At 40.2% G+C, this 25,339-nt stretch carries 17 protein-coding genes; 16 read left to right on the forward strand and 1 reads right to left on the reverse strand.

All coding sequences use genetic code 11. The features are described 5' to 3' along the window. From HT688_RS03690 to HT688_RS03760, 14 genes are all read left to right on the forward strand, one after another. A partial coding sequence (locus HT688_RS03690; protein ID WP_172923573.1) for an AcpB/EbpR/MafR family transcriptional regulator occupies positions 1-1,299 on the forward strand: 1,299 nt, incomplete at its 5' end. A gap of 158 nt (positions 1,300-1,457) precedes the next feature. Then, positions 1,458-2,966 carry a glycerol kinase GlpK gene (gene glpK, locus HT688_RS03695; protein ID WP_050141917.1) on the forward strand — a complete coding sequence of 503 codons (1,509 nt, stop codon included), beginning with the start codon at positions 1,458-1,460 and terminating at the stop codon, positions 2,964-2,966. A gap of 41 nt (positions 2,967-3,007) precedes the next feature. Then, a complete protein-coding gene (glpO, locus tag HT688_RS03700) occupies positions 3,008-4,834 on the forward strand; it encodes a type 1 glycerol-3-phosphate oxidase (RefSeq protein ID WP_050141914.1) in 1,827 nt (608 codons plus the stop codon). Positions 4,835-4,904: 70 nt separating this feature from the next. Beyond that, the gene (locus HT688_RS03705) at positions 4,905-5,609 is read left to right on the forward strand and encodes an MIP/aquaporin family protein (protein WP_000980823.1); all 705 of its coding nucleotides are present in this window, start codon (positions 4,905-4,907) and stop codon (positions 5,607-5,609) included. 228 nt (positions 5,610-5,837) lie between these two features. Beyond that, positions 5,838-5,969 carry a teichoic acid D-Ala incorporation-associated protein DltX gene (dltX, locus tag HT688_RS03710; RefSeq protein ID WP_000813667.1) on the forward strand — a complete coding sequence of 44 codons (132 nt, stop codon included), beginning with the start codon at positions 5,838-5,840 and terminating at the stop codon, positions 5,967-5,969. A 20-nt stretch (positions 5,970-5,989) separates the two neighbouring features. After that, positions 5,990-7,540 carry a D-alanine--poly(phosphoribitol) ligase subunit DltA gene (dltA, locus tag HT688_RS03715; RefSeq protein ID WP_084675142.1) on the forward strand — a complete coding sequence of 517 codons (1,551 nt, stop codon included), beginning with the start codon at positions 5,990-5,992 and terminating at the stop codon, positions 7,538-7,540. Then, positions 7,537-8,781: a D-alanyl-lipoteichoic acid biosynthesis protein DltB gene (dltB, locus tag HT688_RS03720; protein ID WP_050090180.1), complete on the forward strand. Its 1,245-nt coding sequence runs from the start codon at positions 7,537-7,539 to the stop codon at positions 8,779-8,781. The genes dltA and dltB overlap by 4 nt, the downstream gene beginning before the upstream one ends. 13 nt (positions 8,782-8,794) lie before the next feature. Beyond that, positions 8,795-9,034: a D-alanine--poly(phosphoribitol) ligase subunit DltC gene (gene dltC, locus HT688_RS03725; protein ID WP_000351967.1), complete on the forward strand. Its 240-nt coding sequence runs from the start codon at positions 8,795-8,797 to the stop codon at positions 9,032-9,034. Beyond that, complete coding sequence (gene dltD, locus HT688_RS03730; protein ID WP_000919877.1) at positions 9,027-10,295, forward strand: D-alanyl-lipoteichoic acid biosynthesis protein DltD; 1,269 nt, start codon at positions 9,027-9,029, stop codon at positions 10,293-10,295. The genes dltC and dltD overlap by 8 nt, the downstream gene beginning before the upstream one ends. 150 nt (positions 10,296-10,445) lie before the next feature. Further along, complete coding sequence (gene adcR, locus HT688_RS03740; protein WP_001249310.1) at positions 10,446-10,886, forward strand: zinc-dependent transcriptional regulator AdcR; 441 nt, start codon at positions 10,446-10,448, stop codon at positions 10,884-10,886. Beyond that, positions 10,886-11,590, forward strand: coding sequence for a metal ABC transporter ATP-binding protein (locus HT688_RS03745; protein ID WP_001269496.1), 705 nt, complete (start codon positions 10,886-10,888; stop codon positions 11,588-11,590). Before adcR ends, HT688_RS03745 begins: the two co-directional genes overlap by 1 nt. Then, positions 11,583-12,389, forward strand: a complete 807-nt coding sequence (locus tag HT688_RS03750; protein WP_000950032.1) for a metal ABC transporter permease — start codon at positions 11,583-11,585, stop codon at positions 12,387-12,389. The genes HT688_RS03745 and HT688_RS03750 overlap by 8 nt, the downstream gene beginning before the upstream one ends. Positions 12,390-12,398: 9 nt before the next feature. After that, positions 12,399-13,904 carry a zinc ABC transporter substrate-binding lipoprotein AdcA gene (gene adcA, locus HT688_RS03755; protein WP_000724077.1) on the forward strand — a complete coding sequence of 502 codons (1,506 nt, stop codon included), beginning with the start codon at positions 12,399-12,401 and terminating at the stop codon, positions 13,902-13,904. Positions 13,905-14,828: 924 nt separating this feature from the next. Beyond that, on the forward strand, positions 14,829-15,794 hold the full coding sequence (locus HT688_RS03760; protein ID WP_000793783.1) for a DUF3644 domain-containing protein: 966 nt from the start codon (positions 14,829-14,831) through the stop codon (positions 15,792-15,794). Between the two features lie 1,084 nt (positions 15,795-16,878). Here HT688_RS03760 and HT688_RS03765 read toward each other — a convergent pair. After that, positions 16,879-17,736, reverse strand: a complete 858-nt coding sequence (locus HT688_RS03765) for a 5'-nucleotidase, lipoprotein e(P4) family (protein ID WP_000833516.1) — start codon at positions 17,734-17,736, stop codon at positions 16,879-16,881. A gap of 256 nt (positions 17,737-17,992) precedes the next feature. On the opposite strand from HT688_RS03765, the gene HT688_RS03770 reads away from it, so the two are divergent. Continuing rightward, positions 17,993-18,877, forward strand: coding sequence for an SPFH domain-containing protein (locus HT688_RS03770; RefSeq protein ID WP_025170612.1), 885 nt, complete (start codon positions 17,993-17,995; stop codon positions 18,875-18,877). A gap of 267 nt (positions 18,878-19,144) precedes the next feature. Next, positions 19,145-25,132: a ZmpA/ZmpB/ZmpC family metallo-endopeptidase gene (locus HT688_RS03775; protein WP_240148157.1), complete on the forward strand. Its 5,988-nt coding sequence runs from the start codon at positions 19,145-19,147 to the stop codon at positions 25,130-25,132. Positions 25,133-25,339 lie beyond the last annotated feature (207 nt).

Consider the following 25,339-nt stretch of genomic DNA (forward strand, 5'->3'; position numbering starts at 1 on the left):
ACCAAATATGTCACCCTGCTCAATGACAAGACTTTGGATAGTGGTTTAGAGCTGACTATTCACTTAGAAAATGAAAATCTGCGCCTGTCGATCGGTGCAGCTACCAAGGGGAGAGATATTCGGAGCTTGTTTTTGGAGAATGCTGTTAAATACCAGATTGTGGTCTATCTTCTCTACCACCAACAATTTTTAGCCTATCAGCTGGCTCAAGAATTGATGATTAGCGAGGCTACGCTTGGGCGTCACTTGGCTGGTTTAAATCAGATTTTGTCAGAATGTGATTTATCCATCCAAAATGGACGTTGGCGAGGTCCAGAGCATCAGATTCGCTATTTCTATTTCTGTCTTTTTCGCAAGGTCTGGTCTAGTCAGGAATGGGAAGGTCACATGCAGAAATCAGAGAGAAAACAGGAAATTGCTACACTAGAAGAAATCTGCGGTGCAAGTTTGTCTTCGGGGCAGAAATTGGACTTGGTTCTCTGGGCTCACATCAGTCAACAACGTCTTCGGGTCAATGCCTGTCAGTTTCAAGTGATAGAAGAAAAAATGCGAGGGTATTTTGACAATATTTTCTACCTTCGTTTGCATCGAAAGACTCCGTCCTTTTTTGCTGGGCAACACCTTCCTCTAGGGACTGAAGATGGGGAGATGATGATATTCTTCTCTTTCCTCCTATCTCATCGCATCCTTCCTCTTCATACTATGGAGTATATCCTTGGTTTTGGAGGGCAGTTGGTAGATTTGCTGACACAATTGATTCAAGAAATGAAGAAGGAGGAGCTGCTGGGGGACTACACAGAGGACCATGTCACCTATGAACTTAGCCAGCTTTGTGCTCAAGTCTATCTCTATAAGGGTTATATTTTACAGGATCGCTACAAGTATCAGTTAGAGAATCGTCATCCATATTTACTGATGGAACATGATTTTAAAGAGACAGCAGAGGAGATTTTTCATGCTCTACCTGCCTTTCAGCAGGGGACGGATTTGGATAAGAAAATTCTCTGGGAATGGCTCCAATTAATCGAATATATGGCTGAAAATGGTGGCCAGCATATGCGGATTGGTCTGGATTTGACATCTGGTTTTCTTGTCTTTTCAAGGATGGCAGCCATTTTAAAACGGTATTTGGAATACAATCGTTTTATCACCATTGAAGCCTATGACCGAACTCGCCATTATGATTTGCTGGTTACCAATAACCCGATTCATAGGAAGGAACAGACACCAGTTTATTATTTAAAAAACGACTTGGATATGGAGGATTTGGTAGCGATTCGTCAGTTATTATTCACTTAAAAGGCTTGGTTAATCCAGGTCTTTTTGTGAAATTCACACAATCTCCTCATATTTTTTAAAAAATTAAAAAAAGTTGATAAACAAGAAAGCGCTTTATTTTGTATACTAGTTAGTGTAAAGAGGAAATATCCTCAAGATCATTATCAGGAGGACAGCACATGTCACAAGAAAAATACATTATGGCTATTGACCAGGGAACTACAAGTTCTCGTGCCATCATTTTCAACAAAAAAGGAGAAAAGGTTAGCTCGAGTCAAAAAGAGTTTACCCAGATTTTCCCTCAGGCAGGTTGGGTAGAGCACAATGCCAATGAAATTTGGAATTCCGTCCAGTCTGTTATTGCTGGAGCTTTCATCGAAAGTGGTGTGAAACCAAGTCAGATTGAGGCAATCGGGATTACCAACCAACGTGAAACAACGGTCGTTTGGGATAAGAAAACAGGACTTCCTATCTACAATGCTATCGTTTGGCAATCACGTCAGACAGCTCCTCTGGCTGAACAGCTGAAAAGCCAAGGTTATGTGGAAAAATTCCATGAAAAGACTGGTTTGATCATCGATGCTTACTTCTCTGCTACTAAGGTTCGTTGGATTTTGGATCATGTAGAGGGCGCTCAAGAGCGAGCAGAAAAAGGGGAATTGCTCTTTGGTACTATCGATACTTGGTTGGTTTGGAAATTGACTGACGGTGCGGCTCACGTGACCGACTACTCAAATGCAGCTCGTACCATGCTTTATAACATTAAAGAACTCAAATGGGATGATGAGATTTTGGAAATTCTCAACATTCCGAAGGCTATGCTGCCAGAAGTTCGTTCTAACTCTGAAATCTACGGTAAGACAGCCCCATTCCATTTCTATGGTGGAGAGGTGCCAATCTCTGGTATGGCTGGGGACCAACAAGCAGCCCTCTTTGGACAGTTGGCCTTTGAACCTGGTATGGTCAAGAATACTTATGGAACAGGATCTTTCATCATCATGAATACTGGTGAAGAAATGCAGTTGTCTGAAAACAACCTCTTGACAACCATTGGTTACGGAATCAACGGTAAGGTTTACTATGCCTTGGAAGGTTCTATCTTCATCGCAGGAAGTGCTATTCAGTGGCTTCGTGATGGTCTTCGCATGGTTGAAAATTCACCAGAATCTGAAAAATACGCTCGTGATTCTCACAATGATGATGAAGTTTATGTCGTTCCAGCCTTTACAGGACTAGGAGCACCATACTGGAACCAAAATGCTCGCGGTTCTGTCTTTGGTTTGACTCGTGGAACAAGCAAAGAAGACTTTATCAAGGCAACTCTTCAATCAATTGCTTATCAAGTACGTGATATTATTGACACAATGCAGGTGGATGCTCAAACAGCTATTCAAGTATTGAAAGTGGATGGAGGTGCAGCCATGAATAACTTCCTCATGCAGTTCCAAGCTGATATTTTAGGCATTGACATTGCACGCGCTAAAAACTTGGAAACAACAGCTCTAGGAGCAGCCTTCCTAGCAGGTTTGTCAGTAGGTTACTGGAAAAACTTGGATGAGTTGAAACTTTTGAACGAGACAGGAGAACTCTTTGAACCATCGATGAACGAATCGCGCAAGGAACAACTCTACAAGGGCTGGAAGAAGGCTGTGAAAGCAACGCAAGTCTTTGCGGAAGTAGACGACTAATACTGGCAGAATAAAGCGATTTATTTAGAAGGTGTGTAAATATGGAATTTTCAAAGAAAACACGTGAATGGTCAATTAAAAAAATGCAGGAACGCACCCTGGATCTCTTGATTATCGGTGGAGGAATCACAGGGGCTGGTGTAGCCTTGCAGGCGGCAGCTAGCGGTCTTGAGACCGGTTTGATTGAAATGCAGGACTTCGCAGAAGGAACATCCAGCCGTTCAACAAAATTGGTTCACGGCGGTCTTCGCTACCTCAAACAATTCGACGTAGAAGTAGTATCAGATACGGTTTCAGAACGTGCAGTAGTACAACAAATTGCTCCACACATTCCAAAACCAGACCCAATGCTCTTACCAGTTTACGATGAAGATGGAGCGACCTTTAGCCTCTTCCGTCTTAAAGTAGCCATGGACTTGTACGACCTCTTGGCAGGTGTCAACAATACACCAGCTGCTAACAAGGTTTTGAGTAAGAATCAAGTCTTGGAACGCCAGCCAAACTTGAAGAAAGAAGGCTTGGTAGGAGGTGGAGTGTATCTTGACTTCCGTAACAACGATGCGCGTCTCGTGATTGAAAACATCAAACGTGCCAACCAAGACGGTGCCCTCATTGCCAACCACGTGAAGGCAGAAGGCTTCCTCTTTGACGAAAGTGGCAAGATTACAGGTGTTGTAGCTCGTGATCTCTTGACAGACCAAGTATTTGAAATCAAGGCCCGTCTGGTTATTAATACAACAGGTCCTTGGAGTGATAAAGTACGTAATTTGTCTAATAAGGGAACGCAATTCTCACAAATGCGCCCAACTAAGGGAGTTCACTTGGTAGTGGATTCAAGCAAAATCAAGGTTTCACAGCCAGTTTACTTTGATACAGGTTTGGGTGATGGCCGTATGGTCTTTGTTCTCCCACGTGAAAACAAGACTTACTTTGGTACAACTGATACAGACTACACAGGTGATTTGGAACATCCAAAAGTGACGCAGGAAGATGTAGATTATCTACTTGGTATTGTCAACAACCGCTTCCCAGAAGCGAATATTACAGTTGCTGACATTGAAAGTAGCTGGGCAGGTCTTCGTCCATTGATCGCAGGTAATAGCGCTTCTGACTACAATGGAGGAAATAACGGAACCATCAGTGATGAAAGCTTTAACAACTTGATTGCTACTGTTGAATCTTATCTCTCTAAAGAAAAAACGCGTGAAGATGTTGAGTCTGCTGTCAGCAAGCTTGAAAGCAGTACCTCTGAGAAACATTTGGACCCATCTGCAGTTTCTCGTGGTTCTAGCTTGGACCGAGATGATAATGGTCTCTTGACCCTTGCTGGTGGTAAAATCACAGACTACCGTAAGATGGCTGAAGGAGCTATGGAGCGCGTGGTTGACATCCTCAAAGCAGAATTTGACCGTAGCTTTAAACTCATCAATTCTAAGACTTACCCTGTTTCAGGTGGGGAATTGAACCCAGCAAATGTGGACTCAGAAATCGAAGCCTTTGCGCAACTTGGAGTGTCACGTGGTTTGGATAGCAAGGAAGCTCATTACCTAGCAAATCTTTACGGTTCAAATGCACCGAAAGTCTTTGCCCTTGCTCACAGCTTGGAACAAGCGCCAGGTCTTAGCTTGGCAGATACCTTGTCCCTTCACTATGCAATGCGCAATGAGTTGGCACTTAGCCCAGTTGACTTCCTTCTTCGTCGTACCAACCATATGCTCTTTATGCGTGATAGCTTGGATAGCATCGTTGAGCCAGTTTTGGATGAAATGGGACGATTCTATGACTGGTCAGAAGAAGAAAAAGCAGCTTACCGTGCGGATGTCGAAGCAGCTCTTGCTAATAATGATTTAGCAGAATTAAAAAATTAAGAAAAAATAAAAGAGGTGGCGGGCAGGACTCCTAGTCTACCCTCTCCTTCTTTTTAATGGAGACAGAAAGATGATGAATGAATTATTTGGAGAATTTTTGGGGACTTTAATCCTGATTCTTCTAGGAAATGGTGTTGTTGCAGGTGTGGTTCTTCCAAAAACCAAGAGCAACAGCTCAGGTTGGATTGTGATTACTATGGGTTGGGGGATTGCAGTTGCGGTTGCAGTATTTGTATCTGGCAAGCTCAGTCCAGCTCATTTAAACCCAGCTGTGACGATTGGTGTGGCCTTGAAAGGTGGTTTGCCTTGGGCTTCCGTTTTCCCTTATATCCTAGCTCAGTTCGCAGGGGCTATGCTGGGTCAGATTCTGGTTTGGTTGCAATTCAAACCGCATTATGAGGCAGAAGAAAATGCAGGAAATATTTTGGCTACTTTCAGCACAGGACCAGCTATCAAAGATACTGTATCAAACTTGATTAGTGAAATCCTAGGAACTTTTGTATTGGTATTGACAATCTTTGCTTTGGGTCTTTACGATTTTCAGGCAGGTATCGGAACCTTTGCAGTGGGGACCTTGATTGTCGGTATCGGTCTATCATTAGGTGGGACAACAGGTTATGCCTTGAACCCTGCGCGTGACCTCGGTCCTCGTATCATGCACAGTATCCTTCCAATTTCAAACAAGGGAGACGGAGATTGGTCTTACGCTTGGATTCCTGTTGTGGGACCTGTTATTGGTGCAGCCTTGGCTGTGCTTGTATTCTCACTTTTCTAATTTAGAAAATAATTATTTTGATAGAGCTTGAGATGAAAATCTCAGGCTTTTTTCTTTTAAAATATTCATAGAAAAACCGCATAATCCTTAAAATAAACTGAAATCTATTGAAAATATATGGTAAACAATTGAAAAATACTATATAAAGTGGTACAATGGTAGAAAAATAAGCTAGTAAGAATCACTCTTATTTTAGCGGAAAATTACAGAAATGAATGGTTTTTCTTGATGAAACAGAGAAAAGAATTGTACCTCTTTCTTGGTCGGACAGCCTTGTATTTTCTTATCTTTCTAGGGCTGCTTTACTTCTTTAGCTATCTTGGTCAGGGTCAAGGAAGCTTTATCTATAATGAATTTTAACTTGAAGGAGAATCCCTATTGTGTCAAATAAACCAATAGCAGATATGATTGAAACCATTGAGCATTTTGCTCAGACCCAGCCTAACTATCCTGTTTACAATGTTTGGGGGCAGGAACACACTTATGGAGATTTGAAGGCTGATTCGGATAGTTTGGCTGCAGCCATTGACCAACTAGGCTTGCCTGAGAAGTCTCCTGTGGTCGTTTTTGGTGGCCAAGAATATGAAATGTTGGCAACCTTTGTAGCGCTGACTAAGTCGGGGCATGCCTACATTCCAATTGATAGCCATTCGGCCTTGGAGAGAGTTTCAGCTATTTTAGAAGTAGCGGAGCCAAGTTTGATTATTGCCATTTCAGACTTTCCATTGGAGCAGGTTTCTACACCGATGATGAATCTAGCTCAGGTTCAAGAAGCCTTTGCTCAAGGGACTAGCTATGAGATCACGCATCCAGTCAAGGGCGATGATAACTACTACATCATCTTTACTTCTGGTACGACTGGTAAGCCAAAGGGAGTGCAGATTTCACATGATAACCTCCTCAGCTTTACCAACTGGATGATTACGGATAAGGAATTTGCGACGCCAAGTCGTCCGCAAATGCTGGCTCAGCCACCTTATTCTTTTGACTTGTCTGTCATGTACTGGGCACCGACCTTGGCACTTGGTGGTACGCTTTTCGCTCTTCCTTCAGCTATTACTCAGGACTTTAAGCAACTCTTTGCGACCATCTTTTCATTGCCAATCGCTATCTGGACATCAACCCCTTCTTTTGCGGATATGGCCATGTTGTCTGAAGACTTCAACAGTGAGAAAATGCCAGGTATTACGCATTTCTACTTTGATGGTGAAGAATTGACGGTTAAAACAGCTCAAAAACTACGCGAGCGTTTCCCAAATGCCCGTATTATCAATGCCTACGGTCCAACAGAAGCGACAGTGGCCCTGTCAGCAGTTGCCGTGACAGATGAGATGCTAGCGACTCTCAAACGTCTACCAATCGGCTATACCAAGGCTGATTCTCCAACCTTTATCATTGACGAGGAAGGAAATAAACTGCCAAATGGCGAACAGGGAGAAATCATTGTTTCTGGACCAGCCGTTTCAAAAGGTTATATGAACAATCCTGAAAAAACAGCGGAAGCCTTCTTTGAGTTTGAAGGTCTGCCAGCCTATCATACTGGAGATGTAGGAACCATGACAGATGAGGGCTTGCTTCTTTACGGCGGACGCATGGACTTCCAGATTAAGTTCAACGGTTACCGCATTGAGTTAGAAGATGTCTCTCAAAACCTCAACAAGTCTCGCTTTATCGAGTCTGCTGTCGCAGTACCGCGCTATAATAAGGACCACAAGGTGCAAAATCTATTGGCTTATGTCATCTTAAAAGATGGTGTGCGTGAGCAGTTTGAGCGTGATATCGATATTACCAAGGCCATCAAGGAAGATTTGACAGACATCATGATGTCCTACATGATGCCGTCTAAATTCCTTTATCAAGACAGTTTGCCACTGACTCCAAATGGAAAGATTGACATTAAAGGATTGATTAACGAGGTGAATAAGAGATGATGGAGTTCTTTCAACAGCTTCCTCATTTAGAGCCATACGGCAATCCTCAGTATTTTGTCTATGTGATTGCTGCAACCTTGCCCATCTTTATCGGCCTCTTTTTCAAGAAACGCTTTGCCTGGTATGAAGTGCTGGTTAGCCTCTTCTTTATCGTCACCATGTTGGTAGGTGGGAAGACCAATCAACTAGCTGCCTTGGGTATTTATCTGTGCTGGGAAATATTGCTCGTACTCTTCTACAAGCATTATCGAAAAAGTAAGGATGGCCAGTGGGTCTTCTACTTAGTTAGTTTTCTGTCCCTCCTTCCGATTATCTTTGTCAAGGTGCAACCAGCTATCAATGGAACGCAGTCTTTGCTTGGATTTTTGGGAATTTCTTACCTGACCTTTCGTTCGGTTGGGATTATCATCGAGCTGAGAGATGGAGTGATTAAGGATTTTACCCTCTGGGAATTCCTCCGTTTCCTTCTCTTCATGCCGACTTTTTCAAGTGGCCCAATCGATCGCTTTAAGCGGTTTAATGAAAATTATCAGACCATTCCTGAGCGAGATGAGTTGATGGATATGCTGGATGAATCTGTTCGCTATATCATGTGGGGATTTTTGTATAAGTTTATCCTAGCTCATGTTTTAGGAGAGACCTTGTTGCCTCCTTTGAAGAATTTAGCCTTGCAGTCAGGTGGCTTCTTTAACCTCTATGCCTTGGCAGTTATGTATACCTTTGGTCTGGAACTTTTCTTTGACTTTGCAGGTTATTCTATGTTTGCCTTAGCCATCTCAAATTTAATGGGAATCCGTAGCCCTATCAACTTTAACAAGCCCTTTTTATCAAGGGATTTGAAGGAGTTTTGGAATCGCTGGCATATGAGTCTGTCTTTCTGGTTCCGTGACTTTGTCTTTATGCGAATGGTCATGGTATTGACCAGAAAGAAGGTCTTTAAAAATCGCAATGTAACCTCAAGTGTAGCCTACGTTGTCAATATGCTAATCATGGGATTTTGGCATGGAGTGACTTGGTACTACATCGCCTATGGACTCTTTCATGGATTAGGCTTGGTCATCAATGACGCTTGGATTCGTAAGAAAAAGACGCTCAATAAGGAACGGAAAAAAGCAGGGAAAGCTGCTCTACCTGATAATCGCTGGATTCAGTTGCTTGGCATGGTTGTCACCTTCCATGTCGTCATGCTGTCATTCTTAATCTTTTCTGGATTTTTGAATGACCTATGGTTTAAAAAATAAAAGGAAATAAAATATGGATATCAAATCAGAAGTTATCGAAATTATTGATGAGTTGTTTATGGAAGATGTTTCTGACATGATGGATGAAGATCTTTTTGATGCAGGTGTCTTGGATAGTATGGGAACGGTTGAGTTGATTGTGGAGATTGAGAACCGTTTTGATATTCGTGTCCCTGTGACAGAGTTTGGTCGCGATGACTGGAATACAGCTAATAAAATCATAGCTGGTATTGTGGAGCTACAAAATGCTTAAACGCTTATGGATGATCTTCGGACCGGTCTTGATAGCTGGTTTGTTGGTTTTTCTGCTCATTTTCTTTTATCCTACTGAGATGCGTCATAATCTAGGAGCTGAAAAGCGTTCAGCGGTGGCTACTACTATCGATAGTTTTAAGGAGCGAAGTCAAAAAGTCAGAGCACTATCTGATCCAAATATGCGTTTTGTTCCCTTCTTTGGCTCTAGTGAATGGCTTCGTTTTGATGGTGCTCATCCTGCGGTATTAGCTGAGAAATACAATCGCTCCTACCGTCCTTATCTTTTAGGACAGAGGGGAGCTGCATCGCTTAATCAGTATTTTGGAATGCAACAGATGTTGCCACAGCTGGAGAATAAACAAGTTGTGTATGTTATCTCACCTCAGTGGTTCAGTAAAAATGGCTATGAGCCAGCAGCCTTTCAGCAGTATTTTAATGGAGACCAGTTGACCAGTTTTCTGGAACATCAATCTGGAGATCAGGCGAGTCAATATGCAGCGACTCGCTTACTACAGCAGTTTCCTAACGTAGCTATGAAGGATCTGGTTCAGAAGTTGGCAAGTAAGGAAGAATTGTCGACGGCAGACAATGACATGATTGAATTATTGGCTCGGTTTAATGAACGACAAGCTTCCTTTTTTGGTCAGTTTTCCGTTAGAGGCTATGTCAATTATGATAAACATGTAGTTAAGTATTTAAAGACCTTGCCAGACCAGTTTTCTTATCAAGCCATAGAAGATGTCGTTAAAGCAGATGCAGAAAAAAATACTTCTAATAATGATCTGGGAATGGAAAATTATTTCTATAATAAGCAGATCAAGAAGGATTTGAAGAAATTAAAGGATTCTCAGAAAAACTTCACCTATCTCAAGTCGCCAGAGTATAATGACTTGCAGTTGGTTTTAACACAGTTTTCTAAATCTAAAGTAAACCCGATTTTTATCATTCCACCTGTTAATAAAAAATGGATGGACTATGCTGGTCTACGAGAGGATATGTACCAACAAACGGTGCAGAAGATTCGCTACCAGTTAGAGAGTCAAGGTTTTACCAATATAGCAGATTTTTCTAAGGATGGTGGGGAGCCTTTCTTTATGAAGGACACCATTCACCTTGGTTGGTTGGGTTGGTTGGCTTTTGACAAGGCAGTTGATCCTTTCCTATCCAATCCCACACCAGCTCCGACTTACCATCTGAATGAGCGCTTTTTCAGCAAAGATTGGGCGACTTATGATGGAGATGTCAAAGAATTTCAATAAATAATATAGAAGAGTTCAAGAATGAAGCCGATTTTTACGTTTTTTCTTGACTCTTTTTTTGCTTGTGATATAATTAACTGGTAAATAAAATTCTACAGAATAGTATTTTTCTCTTAAAAATGGAGAAATCCAAAAGGAAAGGAGTCAGATATGAGACAGCTAGCGAAGGATATCGATGCTTTTTTGAATGAGGTGATTTTGCAGGCAGAAAATCAGCATGAAATTCTAATAGGTCATTGCACTAGCGAGGTGGCTCTGACCAATACCCAGGAGCATATTCTCATGCTTTTGTCAGAGGAATCTTTAACAAATTCAGAATTAGCTCGTCGCCTCAATGTCAGTCAGGCGGCAGTTACCAAGGCCATTAAATCTTTGGTCAAGGAAAGCATGTTGGAAACATCTAAAGATCCTAAGGATGCGCGTGTGATTTTTTATCAGTTGACTGATTTGGCTCGTCCAATTGCTGAGGAGCACCACCATCACCATGAGCATACACTTTTAACCTATGAACAAGTGGCGACTCAGTTTACTCCAAATGAACAAAAAGTGATCCAGCGGTTTTTGACTGCTTTAGTAGGAGAAATCAAATAATGAGATATATTACGGTAGAGGATTTATCCTTCTATTATGATAAGGAGCCTGTTCTTGAACATATCAATTATAGTGTTGATAGTGGGGAATTTGTTACCTTGACGGGGGAGAATGGAGCGGCTAAGACGACACTCATCAAGGCCAGTCTTGGAATTCTCCAACCACGCATTGGTAAGGTAACTATTTCAAAGACAAATACGCAGGGTAAGAAATTGAGAATAGCTTACCTTCCTCAACAGATTGCCAGTTTTAATGCTGGTTTTCCAAGTACAGTTTATGAGTTTGTCAAGTCGGGTCGCTATCCACGAAAGGGTTGGTTCCGTCGTTTGAATGCTCATGATGAGGAGCATATCAAGGCTAGTTTGGACTCAGTTGGTATGTGGGAACACCGAGACAAACGCTTGGGGTCTCTATCTGGAGGACAAAAGCAGCGAGCGGTGATTGCGCGTATGTTTGCTTCTGACCCAGATGTGTTTATCCTAGATGAGCCGACAACGGGGATGGATGCAGGAAGTAAAAATGAATTTTACGAACTCATGCACCACAGCGCCCATCATCATGGCAAGGCTGTTTTGATGATTACCCATGATCCTGAAGAAGTTAAGGACTATGCGGACCGCAATATTCATCTAGTCCGTAACCAAGACTCGCCATGGCGTTGTTTCAACGTTCATGAGAATGATCAGGAGGTGGGTCATGCTTAGTTTATTATCTTATGACTTTATGCAGCGTGCCTTTCTGGCGGTTATTGCCATGAGTCTCTTCTCGCCAGTATTAGGAACCTTTCTTATCTTGCGCCGTCAGAGTTTGATGAGTGATACCCTCAGCCACGTCTCGCTTTCGGGTGTAGCTTTTGGTCTGGTCCTAGGGATTTCTCCGACTATTTCAACTATTGCTATTGTCTTGATTGCGGCGGTCTTTCTGGAGTATCTCCGTACGGTTTACAAGAGTTTTATGGAAATCGGGACAGCAATCCTCATGTCAACGGGTCTGGCTGTTTCTCTGATTGTCATGAGCAAGGGGAAAAGCTCGAGTTCTATGAGTTTGGACCAGTATCTTTTTGGTTCGATTGTGACTATCAGCGAAGAGCAGGTCGTTTCCCTCTTTGTCATTGCGGCGGTTGTTTTGATTTTGACCTTCCTCTTCCTTCGTCCTATGTATATCCTGACCTTTGATGAGGATACGGCCTTTGTGGATGGCTTGCCAGTTCGTACCATGTCTATTCTTTTTAACATGGTGACAGGGGTGGCCATTGCTCTTATGATTCCTGCAGCAGGAGCTCTTCTGGTATCGACCATTATGGTCTTGCCAGCTAGTATTGCCCTGCGTCTGGGGAAAAACTTTAAATCGGTTATGCTGTTAGCCAGTGCTATTGGATTTTTGGGAATGGTAGCAGGACTTTACATTTCCTACTATGCAGAAACACCTGCAAGTGCAAGTATTACCATTATTTTTGTAACTGTTTTCTTACTAATTAGTTTAGTAAGACGTTTTATCAAATAGGAGACTAAGATGAAAAAAATTAGCTTATTGCTAGCCAGTTTATGTGCCTTGTTTTTAGTGGCTTGTTCCAATCAAAAACAGGCAGATGGCAAACTCAATATCGTGACAACCTTTTACCCTGTCTATGAATTTACCAAGCAAGTCGCAGGAGATACTGCTAATGTAGAACTCCTCATCGGTGCTGGTACAGAACCCCATGAATACGAACCGTCTGCCAAGGCAGTTGCCAAAATCCAAGATGCAGATACCTTCGTTTATGAAAATGAAAACATGGAAACTTGGGTTCCTAAATTGCTAGATACTTTGGATAAGAAAAAAGTGAAAACCATCAAGGCGACAGGCGATATGTTGCTCTTGCCAGGTGGTGAGGAAGAAGAGGGAGACCATGACCATGGAGAAGAAGGCCATCACCATGAGTTTGACCCCCATGTTTGGTTATCACCAGTTCGTGCCATTAAACTAGTAGAGCACATCCGTGACAGCTTATCGGCAGATTATCCTGATAAAAAAGAGACCTTTGAAAAGAACGCATCTGCCTATATCGAAAAATTGCAAACATTGGATAAGGCTTATGCAGAAGGCTTGTCTCAAGCCAAACAAAAGAGCTTTGTGACTCAGCACGCAGCTTTTAACTACCTTGCCTTGGACTACGGTCTCAAGCAAGTATCAATCTCAGGTCTCTCACCAGATGCAGAGCCATCAGCTGCACGTCTGGCAGAATTGACAGAGTACGTCAAGAAAAATAAAATCGCCTATATCTACTTTGAAGAAAATGCCTCACAAGCCCTTGCTAACACACTTTCAAAAGAGGCAGGTGTCAAAACAGATGTCCTTAATCCTTTAGAAAGTCTGACAGAAGAGGACACCAAGGCGGGAGAAAATTACATCTCTATCATGGAGAAAAACCTCAAGGCTTTGAAACAAACAACGGACCAAGAAGGTCCAGCAATCGAGCCTGAAAAGGCAGAGGATACCAAGACAGTTCAAAATGGTTACTTTGAGGATGCAGACGTCAAGGACCGCACCTTGAGTGACTATGCAGGTAACTGGCAATCAGTTTATCCTTTCCTTGAAGATGGAACTTTTGATCAAGTCTTTGACTACAAGGCTAAGTTGACTGGTAAGATGACTCAGGCTGAGTACAAGGCCTACTATACAAAAGGCTATCAGACAGATGTGACTAAGATTAATATTACTGATAACACTATGGAATTTGTTCAAGGTGGACAAAGTAAGAAATATACTTATAAGTATGTTGGAAAGAAAATCTTAACTTACAAGAAAGGTAATCGTGGTGTGCGCTTCCTCTTTGAAGCGACAGATGCGGACGCTGGACAGTTCAAGTATGTTCAGTTTAGTGACCACAATATCGCCCCAGTTAAGGCAGAACATTTCCATATCTTCTTTGGAGGCACCAGCCAAGAAGCCCTCTTTGAAGAAATGGATAACTGGCCAACCTACTACCCAGATAACCTATCTGGACAAGAAATCGCCCAAGAAATGTTGGCACATTGATTAGAAACCGACTAGTTCATAGGAGCTAGTTGGTTTTTTGATACTAGATGGCTAACTTCATTATAGACCTTTCCAGAACTTTAAAAAATAAATAAAACTCTTGAAATATCTGGATCTGTATGTTAGAATAATTTTATCGGATAAGGTTCATTAGAACACCAAAGCCCCTAACTACTGCCATAGTTAAGGGGTGTTTTGGTATATTCTACAGGAATAGAAAAAGACCCTCTAAACTTTGTAGAGAGCCTTAAAAAATCAAAATAAAAAGATACCCCCCAGCACATAGGAATGCTCAACCTTTCAGTCTACCCCATTCTGGGACCCAGCGTTTATCCTTCACAAGTTATCTTATTGAGTCCATTATATCACACTTATGGAAAATGTAAGAAATTTGTATAGTATTTTTAAATGAATTGATGAAAAATCAAATACCTTTCAGAACTAAGGAACTTTAAATAATAAATAAAACTCTTGAAATATCTGGACCTGTATGTTAGAATAAAATCGATAGGCAAGGTTCATTAGAACACCAAATCCCTTAACTAGTGCGATAGTTAAGGGGTGTTTTGGTATATTCTACAGGAATATATAATCCTAGTTTTCTAATTTGCTCTTTGATTTTTGTTGAGTATAAACATTTTAACAAAAAAGTTAGTCTTTAATAAAAGAAGCGATATAGTGATATTAGAAATTCTCTTGTAATTCTGATATGTCTGCGTATTTTTCGTAAGTTACCTGTTTAGTAATCAGATGTCAGTTAAGGGCTTGATGTTTTATAAAAGAAAATTATGGAGGAAGGGAAATCCGACTTTATAAACTAAACTGTAAAAAACGGCAAATTTGACAAATGAATAAGAAAAAAATAAAAAGCAACTGTTTTTATTAAAAAGATTGCTTAATAGTTAGATTGGAGGGAAGAAAAATATGAAAAATTTAAGTCAACGACTTGTTGATAAAAGTGTTGAGGCCTTTATTATGGGGCTGGAAATTTACAACAAGCCTACAATCAAATATCGTATTGAAGGATTCAGTTTTTTCATATGTAATGCTTGGGAGTTGATGTTGAAGTCTGAAATGCTAAATAGAAATCTATCAATCTATTTTAAGGATAATCCAGATAGAACTCTCAGCCTTGAAAATGTTATCAAGAAAATTTATTCCGATGATAGTACACGAATTCGACTAAATCTGGAGCGTATTATTGAGCTTAGAAATATCAGCACACATTATATTACAGAGGATTACGAACTAAAGTACGCTCCACTATTTCAAGCGTGTGTACTTAACTATGTCAATGAACTTCAGAGATTTCATGGTAGAGACATCACTGAGACCATTGCACAAAATTTCCTAACTATATCAGCAAGTTATGAGCCTCTGACAAATGAACAAATCAGACTAAAATACCCAGCGGAAATTGCAGAAAAGTTTATTCAGCAAGCAAATGCTATAGATGTTCTTGTTTCTGAGTATAATTCAGATAAATTTGCAATCGGTGTAAAACAAAACCTATACATCACAAAGAAAAAGTCTGAAGCTGACTTCGTTGTCTCAATTGCAAATCAATCTCCCTCTCAAGTAGCAATAGTAAAAGATTTAAAAGATCCATCAGAGACTCACAAATATTCATACGGGAATATCATCTCAGTTGTAAATGATCGATTAAACAAGAAGAATATCAAATTAAATTATAAATCTGGTTTCAATCAATATGTTCTAACCTTAATCATTGATTTCTATTCAATAAAAACTGACGAGAAATTTGCATATTGCCATAAAATAGGTAAGTCTGAGCACTATACCTATTCACAGCAATTTGTTGACTTTATCATTACAGAAATAGAAAAAGACCCTCTAAACTTTGTAGAGAGCCTTAAAAAATCAAAATAAAAAGATAACCCCAGGCACATAGGAATGCTCAACCTTTCAGTCTACCCCATTCTGGGACCCAGCGTCTATCCTTCACAAGTTATCTTATTGAGTTCATTATATCACACTTATGGAAAATGTAAAGAAATTTGTATAGTATTTTTAAATGAATTGATGAAAAATCAAATACCTTTCAGAACTAAGGAACTTTAAATAATAAATAAAACTCTTGAAATATCTGGGCTTATATGCTAGAATGTAGTTAATGGATAAGGTTCATTAGAACACCAAATCCCCTAACTAGTGCCATAGTTAAGGGCTTTTTTGACGTATCTTAGCGATTTAACGGGTGTTGATAGGCTAGTCAGTCGGTCTACTTCTTACCATCTAGCCATTTGCAAACGAAATACAAGATGATTCCAGCTATGACGTCTGCTATAATAGTAAGAGCGAGCTCTGGGATAAGGCTCATTAGTTTCACCTCCTCTCACGAACCCATAGGAACGTAATCGGTAACCGATGACAAAAGTATTATACCACACTAAATTTAGATCATCAAGGTCACTTAATGCTTGAACTATTGTAGATTATATGCTAGAATATAGTTAATTGATAAGGTTCATTAGAACACCAAAGCCCCTAACTATTGCCGTAGTTAAGGGCTTTTTTGACGTATCTTAGCGATTTAACGGGTGTTTATAGGCTAGTCACTCGGTCTACTCCTTACTATCTAGCCATCTGCAGACGAAATACAAGATAATTCCAGCTATAACATCCGCTATAATAGTAAGAGCGAGCTCTATGATAAGGCTCATTAGTTTCACCTCCTCTCACGAACCCATAGGAACGTAATCGGTAACCGATGACAAAAATAGTATACCACAATAAATTTATATCATCAAGGTCACTTAATGCTTGAAATATAGGGTCTAGGCGACAAAGTCTTTAAAATCAGAAAAACGTATAGTATCAGATGTATAAAAGCTTGATGTTATATCAATTAAAAAAGTGGATAGGAAAGTTTTCTGATTATCAGAATTCCTTCCTATCCACTTTTTGAAGATTGTAAGTTAACCTTAGTTTATATAGAATCAGCTTATTTGTTTTATTTATTAAAACCTTGCAAAGCCTTTTGGCGTTCTTCCACTTGACCTTTAGCATCCAATTTATTGCCAGCGTAGACAGCTGTTTCCCATGATCCGTACATTGGATTTGGGAAGATGATGAATTTTTCACCGAATTCTTTTTGCAATTCTTCAAGTTGTTTATCACGGTCAGATTCAGAAATCTTCGAAAAATCTGCAAAGTCTACGAGGTTATCACCAAATAGTAATACTAGATTAGTTTTCTCTTGAACTGCTTGGCGACGCCCTTCTTTGGATTTTACACCACTTTCTAAGAGCATGAGGTGATCACGCCCTTGTACAGGGATTCCTTCGTTTTCTAGATTTTTAATCGTAGCATCTATTTGATTAACTGAGCGGTCAGAAATATAGTAAATTTGGATGCCGTTTTGATTGGCAAATTGAAGAAACGTCTTGGCTCCTGGGACGGCTTTTGCTGCAGCTTTTTGAACCCAAATATCCCAATTTTCAGGTGTGAATGCTGTTCCGTCTTTGATATTTTGAACTTGATAAGGACTATTATCTAAGACTGTTTCATCTAAGTCCAAAATGATTGAATAAGGCTTGTCTGATTCTGTTTTCAGTAATTCCTTTAGACGATCTGTGGCAACATTATAACCTTGTAGATACAAGGCTTTGGTTTCAGCTGATTTTTGATACCAAAGGGTTGACATAGTATTTTCTCTTGACCGTAGTTGGTCATATGTCATTGTAATCTGATTATCAGATGAGCTCTTATTGCTTGTCTGTGTTTCTGTAGACTTTGTTGCACAACTAGATAATAAGACGACAGATGCAAGTGCAGAAAGGATTGTAACAGTAGTTTTTGCTGATTTCATGAAATATCTCCTATTCATTAATTTCATAAATAGTATAGCACGAGAGAAAAGTTAAGGCAAGTCATTCTCTGACTATGGATGAAGATTCTATAGAAGTTAATGCAGTGAAAAAAAGAGATTACTAACTTGAAATGCAGTTTCACCTCTAATTATTGACATTTCAGGAAAAATCGCAGTAAAAACGGCACAGCCTTCTTTAAATGTGATATAATACTAGAAAAATACTTGTGGAGGTTCCATTATGGCAATATTTTTCATGATTTTTCTGATTGTTTGTGTGCTCCTATTGGTGATAGTCACACTGAGTACAGTTTATGTGGTTCGTCAGCAGTCGGTGGCGATTATTGAACGCTTTGGGAAATACCAAAAGGTTTCCAACAGCGGTATTCATATTCGCTTGCCTTTTGGGATTGACTCGATTGCAGCACGCATTCAGTTGCGCTTGCTGCAAAGTGATATTGTGGTTGAGACCAAGACCAAGGACAATGTGTTCGTGATGATGAATGTAGCGACTCAGTACCGTGTCAATGAGCAGAGCGTGACAGATGCCTACTATAAACTCATGCGTCCAGAATCTCAGATTAAATCTTATATCGAAGATGCTCTTCGCTCTTCTGTTCCCAAATTAACCTTGGACGAATTGTTTGAGAAAAAAGATGAGATTGCCCTTGAAGTTCAACACCAAGTAGCAGAAGAAATGACCACTTACGGCTACATTATCGTGAAAACCTTGATTACTAAGGTGGAGCCAGATGCAGAAGTTAAGCAATCCATGAATGAAATCAATGCGGCGCAACGCAAACGGGTCGCAGCGCAAGAATTGGCAGAAGCCGATAAGATTAAAATTGTCACTGCAGCTGAAGCCGAAGCAGAAAAAGACCGCCTTCATGGTGTGGGGATTGCCCAACAACGTAAGGCGATTGTGGATGGATTGGCAGAATCTATCACCGAACTCAAGGAAGCCAATGTTGGCATGACAGAAGAACAAATCATGTCCATCCTTTTGACCAACCAGTATTTGGATACCTTGAACACCTTTGCCTCTAAAGGAAATCAAACCATCTTTTTACCAAATACTCCAAATGGTGTGGATGATATCCGTACACAAATCTTGTCAGCTCTTCGCGCTGAGAAGAAATAATAGACTAAAGAGCTTGGCAACAGGCTCTTTTTGCATTGCGTTTATTAAGAAAAACAAAAAATATTGATATACATTTATACTCAATGAAAANNTACGGCAAGGCGACGCTGACGTGGTTTGAAGAGATTTTCGAAGAGTATTAAATAAAAATTATTGTATGTTGTTGCCCTTAACTTGGAATGATAAGGGAATAACTAGAAAGATTTGTGAATATAGACTATTTCTGATATACTAAATATACAGTAATAATGAATGATGGGAGATGGGATGGAAGAATTTCAATTTGAGAGAAAGCAGCGTTTTTCTTTGAGGAAATATGCAATAGGAGCTTGCTCGGTCTTGCTAGGAACGAGTTTATTTTTTGCTGGTATGGGTGCTCAACCTGTACAGGCTACCGCAACGAGTTCAACACTAATTTCAAGTCATTATTTGGATGAGCAGGATTTACCTGAAAAGCTGAAATCTGAGTTGCAATGGTTTGAAGAAAATAAAATTGAGGTAAAAGAGGGAAAAGAATACTACTTTATCTATCGAAAATTGGCTACAAGATTACCAGAAACAGGTCTTTTTTCTAATGATGGGATGTTTATCTTGGGAGCAGGATTATTATTGCTTTCCTTCACTTTAATCAAGAGAAAAAGGGGAGCGTCTTACTTCCTTGTGACAGTCTTTGCTGTTGGTGGCTGGGTAGCATCCATCTCTGCTTTAGAAAATTTGGTAGAATTGCAACCAGCCCTTGTTAAGAGAGTAGAAGGTCAGTTTCTACCAAGTCCTGAAAGAGTCCAAGGATACGAATTTACGGGATATTATTTGGTAAGAGATAGTGCTAGTAAGGAACTTTCTGTTGATAAGGTAGAGTCGCCAGCATTATCTCAAAAGGAGGAAAGTTCAGAACCTCAATCTAAGAAGATTGTACCACAGACTGCATCTCATTTTAGCTCGACTGAAGACCTTGTGCAATCTCCTCAACCATCCTACGCAGTTGAGAAAATTGTTGAAGCTCCTGATGAAATTGTGCCTATAGGGCCTAAGGAAGAAGTTGCAGGAAATCCCAAAGTAGAACAACCGAAAGCAGAAGATAATAGTGATTATAAAACAAGTCCTGAGGAAGGTGTGTTAAATGCCACAGTAGAGAAACCAGAATTGCTAATCACTACAGAGGAGGTTGTTTTCCAAACGATAGAACAAGAAGATGCAACCTTAGCTAAAGGGCAAACTAAAGTTGTTCAAGAAGGTGTTGTTGGTGAACGCACCATCTATACGGAAGTCACTATCGTTAATGGGGAAAAATCTAGCAAAGTTATAGAAAATATAATCACAAAAGATCCGGTGGACAAGGTGATTGTAGTTGGGACTAAGGAAGAAGTTGCACCAAAACCAACACAACCTGTAACTCCAGATCTAGAGGAAAGTAGACCAGTTCAACCTGAAAAAACTCCAATAGTAGAGAATGAAACAGAGACAAAACCAGCTGATGGAATAGGACAATCAAGACCAGGAGCAGAAGAAACGCCGGGTACAGAAGCAACACCAGGAGAGAAACAAACACCTGACAAACCCAAAGCCGAGCCGAAGCAACCAGAACCAGCAAGCCCAGCCGTGGAATCAGGGGGTGAGGAAAATCAAACTCATGCCCCACAAGGTACTGAGTCTAATCAACCATCTAAAGAAACTGCTGAGACCAAAGATTCTGAACCAGCAATCCCAGCCGTGGAATCAGGGGGCGAGGAGAATCAAACTCATGTCCAACAAGGTACTGAGTCTAAGCCACCATCTAAAGAAACTGCTGAGACCAAAGATTCTGAACCAGCAACCCCAGCCGTGGAATCAGGACGCGAAGAAGATCAATCTCTTGCGGAACAAAAGGGTGAGGAGAAACAGCTGGAGAATTCAGTTGAGGGGGTAAAAGATGTTGGTGAGTCTGCCCCACAAGGTACTGAGTCCCAGCCACCATCTAAAGTAGCTGCTGAGACCAAAGATTCTGAGCCAGAAAGCCCAGCCATGGAATCAGGGGGCGAGGAGAATCAAACTCTTGCCCCACAAGGTACTGAGTCCAAGCCACCATCTAAAGCAACTGCTGAGACCAAAGATTCTGAACCAGCAACCCCAGCCATGGAATCAGGACGCGAAGAAGATCAATCTCCTGCGGAACAAAAGGGTGAGGAGAACCAGCTGGAGAATCCAGTTGAGGGGGTAAAGGATGTTGGTGAGTCTGCCCCACAAGAACCCCAAAAACAACCAGAACAACCAGAACAAACGGCTCCATCTCCAGAGGTCAACCCAAGTCAAGGAAACGAACCAGAATCAGCTGTTCAGCCTGAACCCTTATCTCCCCAAGAACAGTCAGATTCACAAGAGCAACCAACTGTCCCAAGTCCAGTAACGAAAGAAAAAGTATTGGAATATAAAACAACATATAAAGCTTCACCAGCCTTAAATTACAAAGAGCAACGAGTAGAAGTAGCAGGCGAAAATGGTAAGGAAGTGACAACTACTTCTTACAGTTTTGATGAAAGTACTGGGAAAATAGTAGAAAACACTTCAACAAAAATAGAAAAACATCCAGTAGATAGAGTTGTTAAGGTTGGAAATGTAGAAGAAACAAGATCAACAACCAAAAGACGTGAACAGTTTATCGCGGATGAGTCACTTGATAAAGGGGTTAAAGTAGTTAGAGAACAAGGTCAAGATGAAGAAACAACGACTATAAGTGTTTATAAAGTAAATTCGACGACAGGAGAATTAACTGATCCAGAAGTTTCAACAAAAGTAGCCAAAGCAATGCAAGCGAAAATAACGGCAGTAGGAACAAAACCAACAGTTCAATCACAAGAAATTCCTTTTAAGACAATTTATAAAGCATCGTCAGATTTAAGTTACAATGTGCAACAAGAAGAAACACCAGGGGAGAATGGTAGCTCAGTATCAACTACAACATACACAGTAAATCAAGAAACAGGAGCTATCTCAGAAGAAACTACAACAGAAAACACTCCAGCTAAAGACAAAATAGTAAAAGTTGGAAATGTAGAAAAGATCGTGTCACCTATAGAAATCACCGAGTTGAGAAAAGATAACCCTGAACTTCCAAAAGGAAAAGAAGAGGTTGAAGATGCAGGTGAGCAAGGGGAAACAACCGTCACTAAAACTTATGAAGTTAATCCGGAGACAGGAGAGTTAACAAATCCAATTGAGAAAACTGAAATAACTAAAGCTATGCGACAAAAAGTAATCTTGGTTGGTACTAAAGAAGACACTCAAATTCCTCAGACCAAAGTAGAGACCAAAGCTGTTCCTTATGAAACCATTTATGAAAAGAATGAAGCGCTAGACCACGGCGTTACAAGAGTAAAAATTTCGGGTGTTGAGGGACAAGAACAAGTTACTACTACCTATACCAAAGATCAAGCAAGTGGCAATATTTCTGAGAGTAAAACTGTCAAAATAGTAGCCAACAAAGTTGATCAAGTTGTAGAAGTTGGAACTAAACCGAGTGTTGAAACCACTGTCCTATCTCATAAAATGATCTACCAGGTGAATCCTGCTTTGGAGTTCAGAAAAGAGGAAGTAGCGGTTGCAGGGCGTGATGGTTCGGTGGAAACTAGGACGACTTATCAACTAGACCAGGCAACAGGTCAGGTGACGGTATCTGACACCACTAGACAAGTAAATCCAGCAGTCGATAAAGTGATTCAAGTTGGTAATGTGGAAAAAGTAATACAACCGATTGCTGTTACTGAGGAACGAAGAGAGGATTCTTCTCTTGCTAAAAAGATGGAAAAGGTAGCCTCTGAAGGAGAAGTTGGTGAGAATACACTGACCAGAACCTACGCTATCAATGAACAAACTGGTGAATTGGTTAATCCTCGAGAAGTGAGTCAAATAACAAAACCAATGAAACCGAGAGTTGTTTTAGTTGGTAGTCAGGAGGATAAACCACACATCCTTCCAACAAATAGTGAGAGAGAAGATGCTGTGGATGTGTCTGCTCTGACCACAAGCGCGAGGTCAGTAGACTTCTTACATGACAGTAAACTAAAAGCACAGTTAGAGCCTACCTATGATCCTCGAGATATTATAACAAGGAGAATTGCGCTCAGAAAAACACACCCAAATATCACTGACCAAGAGGTCAAAGATATGTTGCGCATAGAGTATCTTCAAAAACTGTCAATCCAAGAAAGCTTTGATCAGACGAAGAGGCAAGCTGAGTCAAGTTTCAAAAAGATTGCCTCGCATACATTAGGAATTATAGGAGATACCCCTGAAAATCGCAGCAAGGTCAAACAAGAGCTGGAGCAATACAAAGAGCAGATTTTGTTGGGACTGTCTTATATCAATCGTTTTTATAATATTCAATTTGGGGACACGAATATTCGTGATATTCTGGCCTTTAATCCAAGCTCATTTGGTAATAAGACAATGACAGCCTTGGATAGTTTGAAAAAATTAGGATCCATGTCTTATGAAGAGATGAAATTGACCAATAGTCCTCAAACATTTACAAAGTATTTATCTACCATTACAGGTAAGGCTAGCTTGAAGGAATTTTTAGACAGCAATCGCCAACTCTTTACGTCAGATGATGCGGATACCTGGCTTAAAAAATCTAGCCAAGCTATGATTGTTGAAAAACCATCTAAGGAAAATCCTTCAGCGCATGTCGGGCTGTATAGCAAGTTGACAGCTGGGGAAAAGGATCCTCGTAAACAAGAGGCTAATATGGCTGCTATTTTGGGACTTTTGAATGTGAAAGAACCAAATGTTTATGTGATTAGTAATATGGCGACGATTACTTACGGTAATATTGGTTCCTATATAGATACTTCTCTCGCCCAGTCTAATCCAACTAAGTACCAGGCTGAGCTTGCTAGAGTCAAGTCTTTAATTGAAAAGGCGGCTGTACAACAAGCCAACTATGTCGATACTCTTTATCGTATAACAAAACCAGAAAATCGTGATAAGTTGCTGACAAATCGCTTGATTATTGATACGATGAAGAAATATACAAGTAATCCGAATGCCCAGATTGATAGCACTTGGTCACCAGCTACTGGTAGTGGAGCTGATAAGGGGGTCGACCAGTTTATGACTCCTATGAATTACTATTCTCCAGTAAGTAAGGTGGGAGCTGAGGCTAATGGATTAGGTGTCCGTTACTTTATAGATAGAGTTCTGGATGATAGAGGTTCAGCGACTTATTCTCATGAAATGACGCACTTACTAGATAGAACGGTCTTGTTTAATAATCACGGTCGTCGAGATGGTACAGCCGCAGAGTTTTATGCGCGTGGTATTTTTGAAAACTCCTATAATCCAGAAAAGGATACTTATTTCAATCTCAACTTTGTATATGATGAGAGTGATAAGGATGGATTTTACAATAAGACACCTGATCGATTTAAAACGGCAGAAGATTTGCAATCTTACATGAAGGGAAGTTTTGATGTCCTTTATACTCTAGATTATCTAGAAGCTGAGGCAACGAAAAATCTAACTGATGAAGAAAAAACTAAATATTTCAAGAAAATAGTTCCGATTAGTTCACCATTTAGAAGATGGATAGATTATCGTAATACAGTAATTCCAGCAACTCATAAGAGTGAGGAGATTCAAGCTCTGACCTTAGAAGATGCCAAAAACTTGACAGATATTGATAGTTTAATTGACAATCATATCCTGGTCAATCGTTATATCATTGCTGGCTTTAAGGATAAAGGTAAAATTGCACCAAATGGTTACTATACCGTTGATATGTTTGATACCATTTATGGTGTTAGTCAAAATGACTCTGGTATGAGTGGGGACATCACCTTTAGAAAACAAGCCTTTGAATTGATGGCTGCTTTGGGCTACTATGAAGGATTTGTTCCTTATGTATCAAATCAGTTTAAAGAAGAAGCTGAAGCAGAGGGAGTACCGTTATCAGATAAATATATTTTTGATAAAATTCTAGGAAAAACATATGCTGAGTTCAAAAAAGAGCAAATAAATGAGCGTGTTGAGAAATTAGGTAAGTTAACACCAATTACTATAAATTACAACGGAAAAGAAGAAGTGATTGATAGTAAAGAAAAATTACAAGAGCTTATGAATAAAGCTGTTAAAGAGGAACTTGCTCAAATAAAAGCAGGAAACACAACAGCTCAGAAATTTATGTTTATTGAAACTCCAGTTCAAAAACTGAAAAAAGCGATTTATAAAGCTTATCTCAAAGATTCAGATGACTTTAGACAGTCGATTTACAATAGTTAAGACAAAAGGGACATCTCTCTGGAATGAACATTCAGAGAGGTGTTTTTTGCGCTCTTGTAAGGTTTGACCTTGTTTCTTGAAAATGACAGTTTATATGAACATGGAGTGATTTTCAGACTTTTCCACAAATTATAGAATCTTTTCTGAGGATTTAGGGAGTGATGGAGGAAGTCTTGAAAGCGCTTTTGTTATGGCTTCAAGCCAGTT

The sequence above is a fragment of the Streptococcus sp. 1559 genome (genome assembly GCF_013276735.1).
In the GTDB taxonomy this organism is placed as follows: domain Bacteria; phylum Bacillota; class Bacilli; order Lactobacillales; family Streptococcaceae; genus Streptococcus; species Streptococcus pseudopneumoniae.

Bases quoted from the DNA above. Each gene is read 5' to 3' on its own strand.
- glpK (WP_050141917.1), top strand. From the start codon at position 1,458: ATGTCACAAGAAAAATACATTATGGCTATTGACCAGGGAACTACAAGT.
- glpO (WP_050141914.1), top strand. From the start codon at position 3,008: ATGGAATTTTCAAAGAAAACACGTGAATGGTCAATTAAAAAAATGCAG.
- HT688_RS03705 (WP_000980823.1), top strand. From the start codon at position 4,905: ATGATGAATGAATTATTTGGAGAATTTTTGGGGACTTTAATCCTGATT.
- dltX (WP_000813667.1), top strand. From the start codon at position 5,838: ATGAAACAGAGAAAAGAATTGTACCTCTTTCTTGGTCGGACAGCCTTG.
- dltB (WP_050090180.1), top strand. From the start codon at position 7,537: ATGATGGAGTTCTTTCAACAGCTTCCTCATTTAGAGCCATACGGCAAT.
- dltC (WP_000351967.1), top strand. From the start codon at position 8,795: ATGGATATCAAATCAGAAGTTATCGAAATTATTGATGAGTTGTTTATG.
- dltD (WP_000919877.1), top strand. From the start codon at position 9,027: ATGCTTAAACGCTTATGGATGATCTTCGGACCGGTCTTGATAGCTGGT.
- adcR (WP_001249310.1), top strand. From the start codon at position 10,446: ATGAGACAGCTAGCGAAGGATATCGATGCTTTTTTGAATGAGGTGATT.
- HT688_RS03745 (WP_001269496.1), top strand. From the start codon at position 10,886: ATGAGATATATTACGGTAGAGGATTTATCCTTCTATTATGATAAGGAG.
- HT688_RS03750 (WP_000950032.1), top strand. From the start codon at position 11,583: ATGCTTAGTTTATTATCTTATGACTTTATGCAGCGTGCCTTTCTGGCG.
- adcA (WP_000724077.1), top strand. From the start codon at position 12,399: ATGAAAAAAATTAGCTTATTGCTAGCCAGTTTATGTGCCTTGTTTTTA.
- HT688_RS03760 (WP_000793783.1), top strand. From the start codon at position 14,829: ATGAAAAATTTAAGTCAACGACTTGTTGATAAAAGTGTTGAGGCCTTT.
- HT688_RS03765 (WP_000833516.1), bottom strand. From the start codon at position 17,736: ATGAAATCAGCAAAAACTACTGTTACAATCCTTTCTGCACTTGCATCT.
- HT688_RS03770 (WP_025170612.1), top strand. From the start codon at position 17,993: ATGATTTTTCTGATTGTTTGTGTGCTCCTATTGGTGATAGTCACACTG.
- HT688_RS03775 (WP_240148157.1), top strand. From the start codon at position 19,145: ATGGAAGAATTTCAATTTGAGAGAAAGCAGCGTTTTTCTTTGAGGAAA.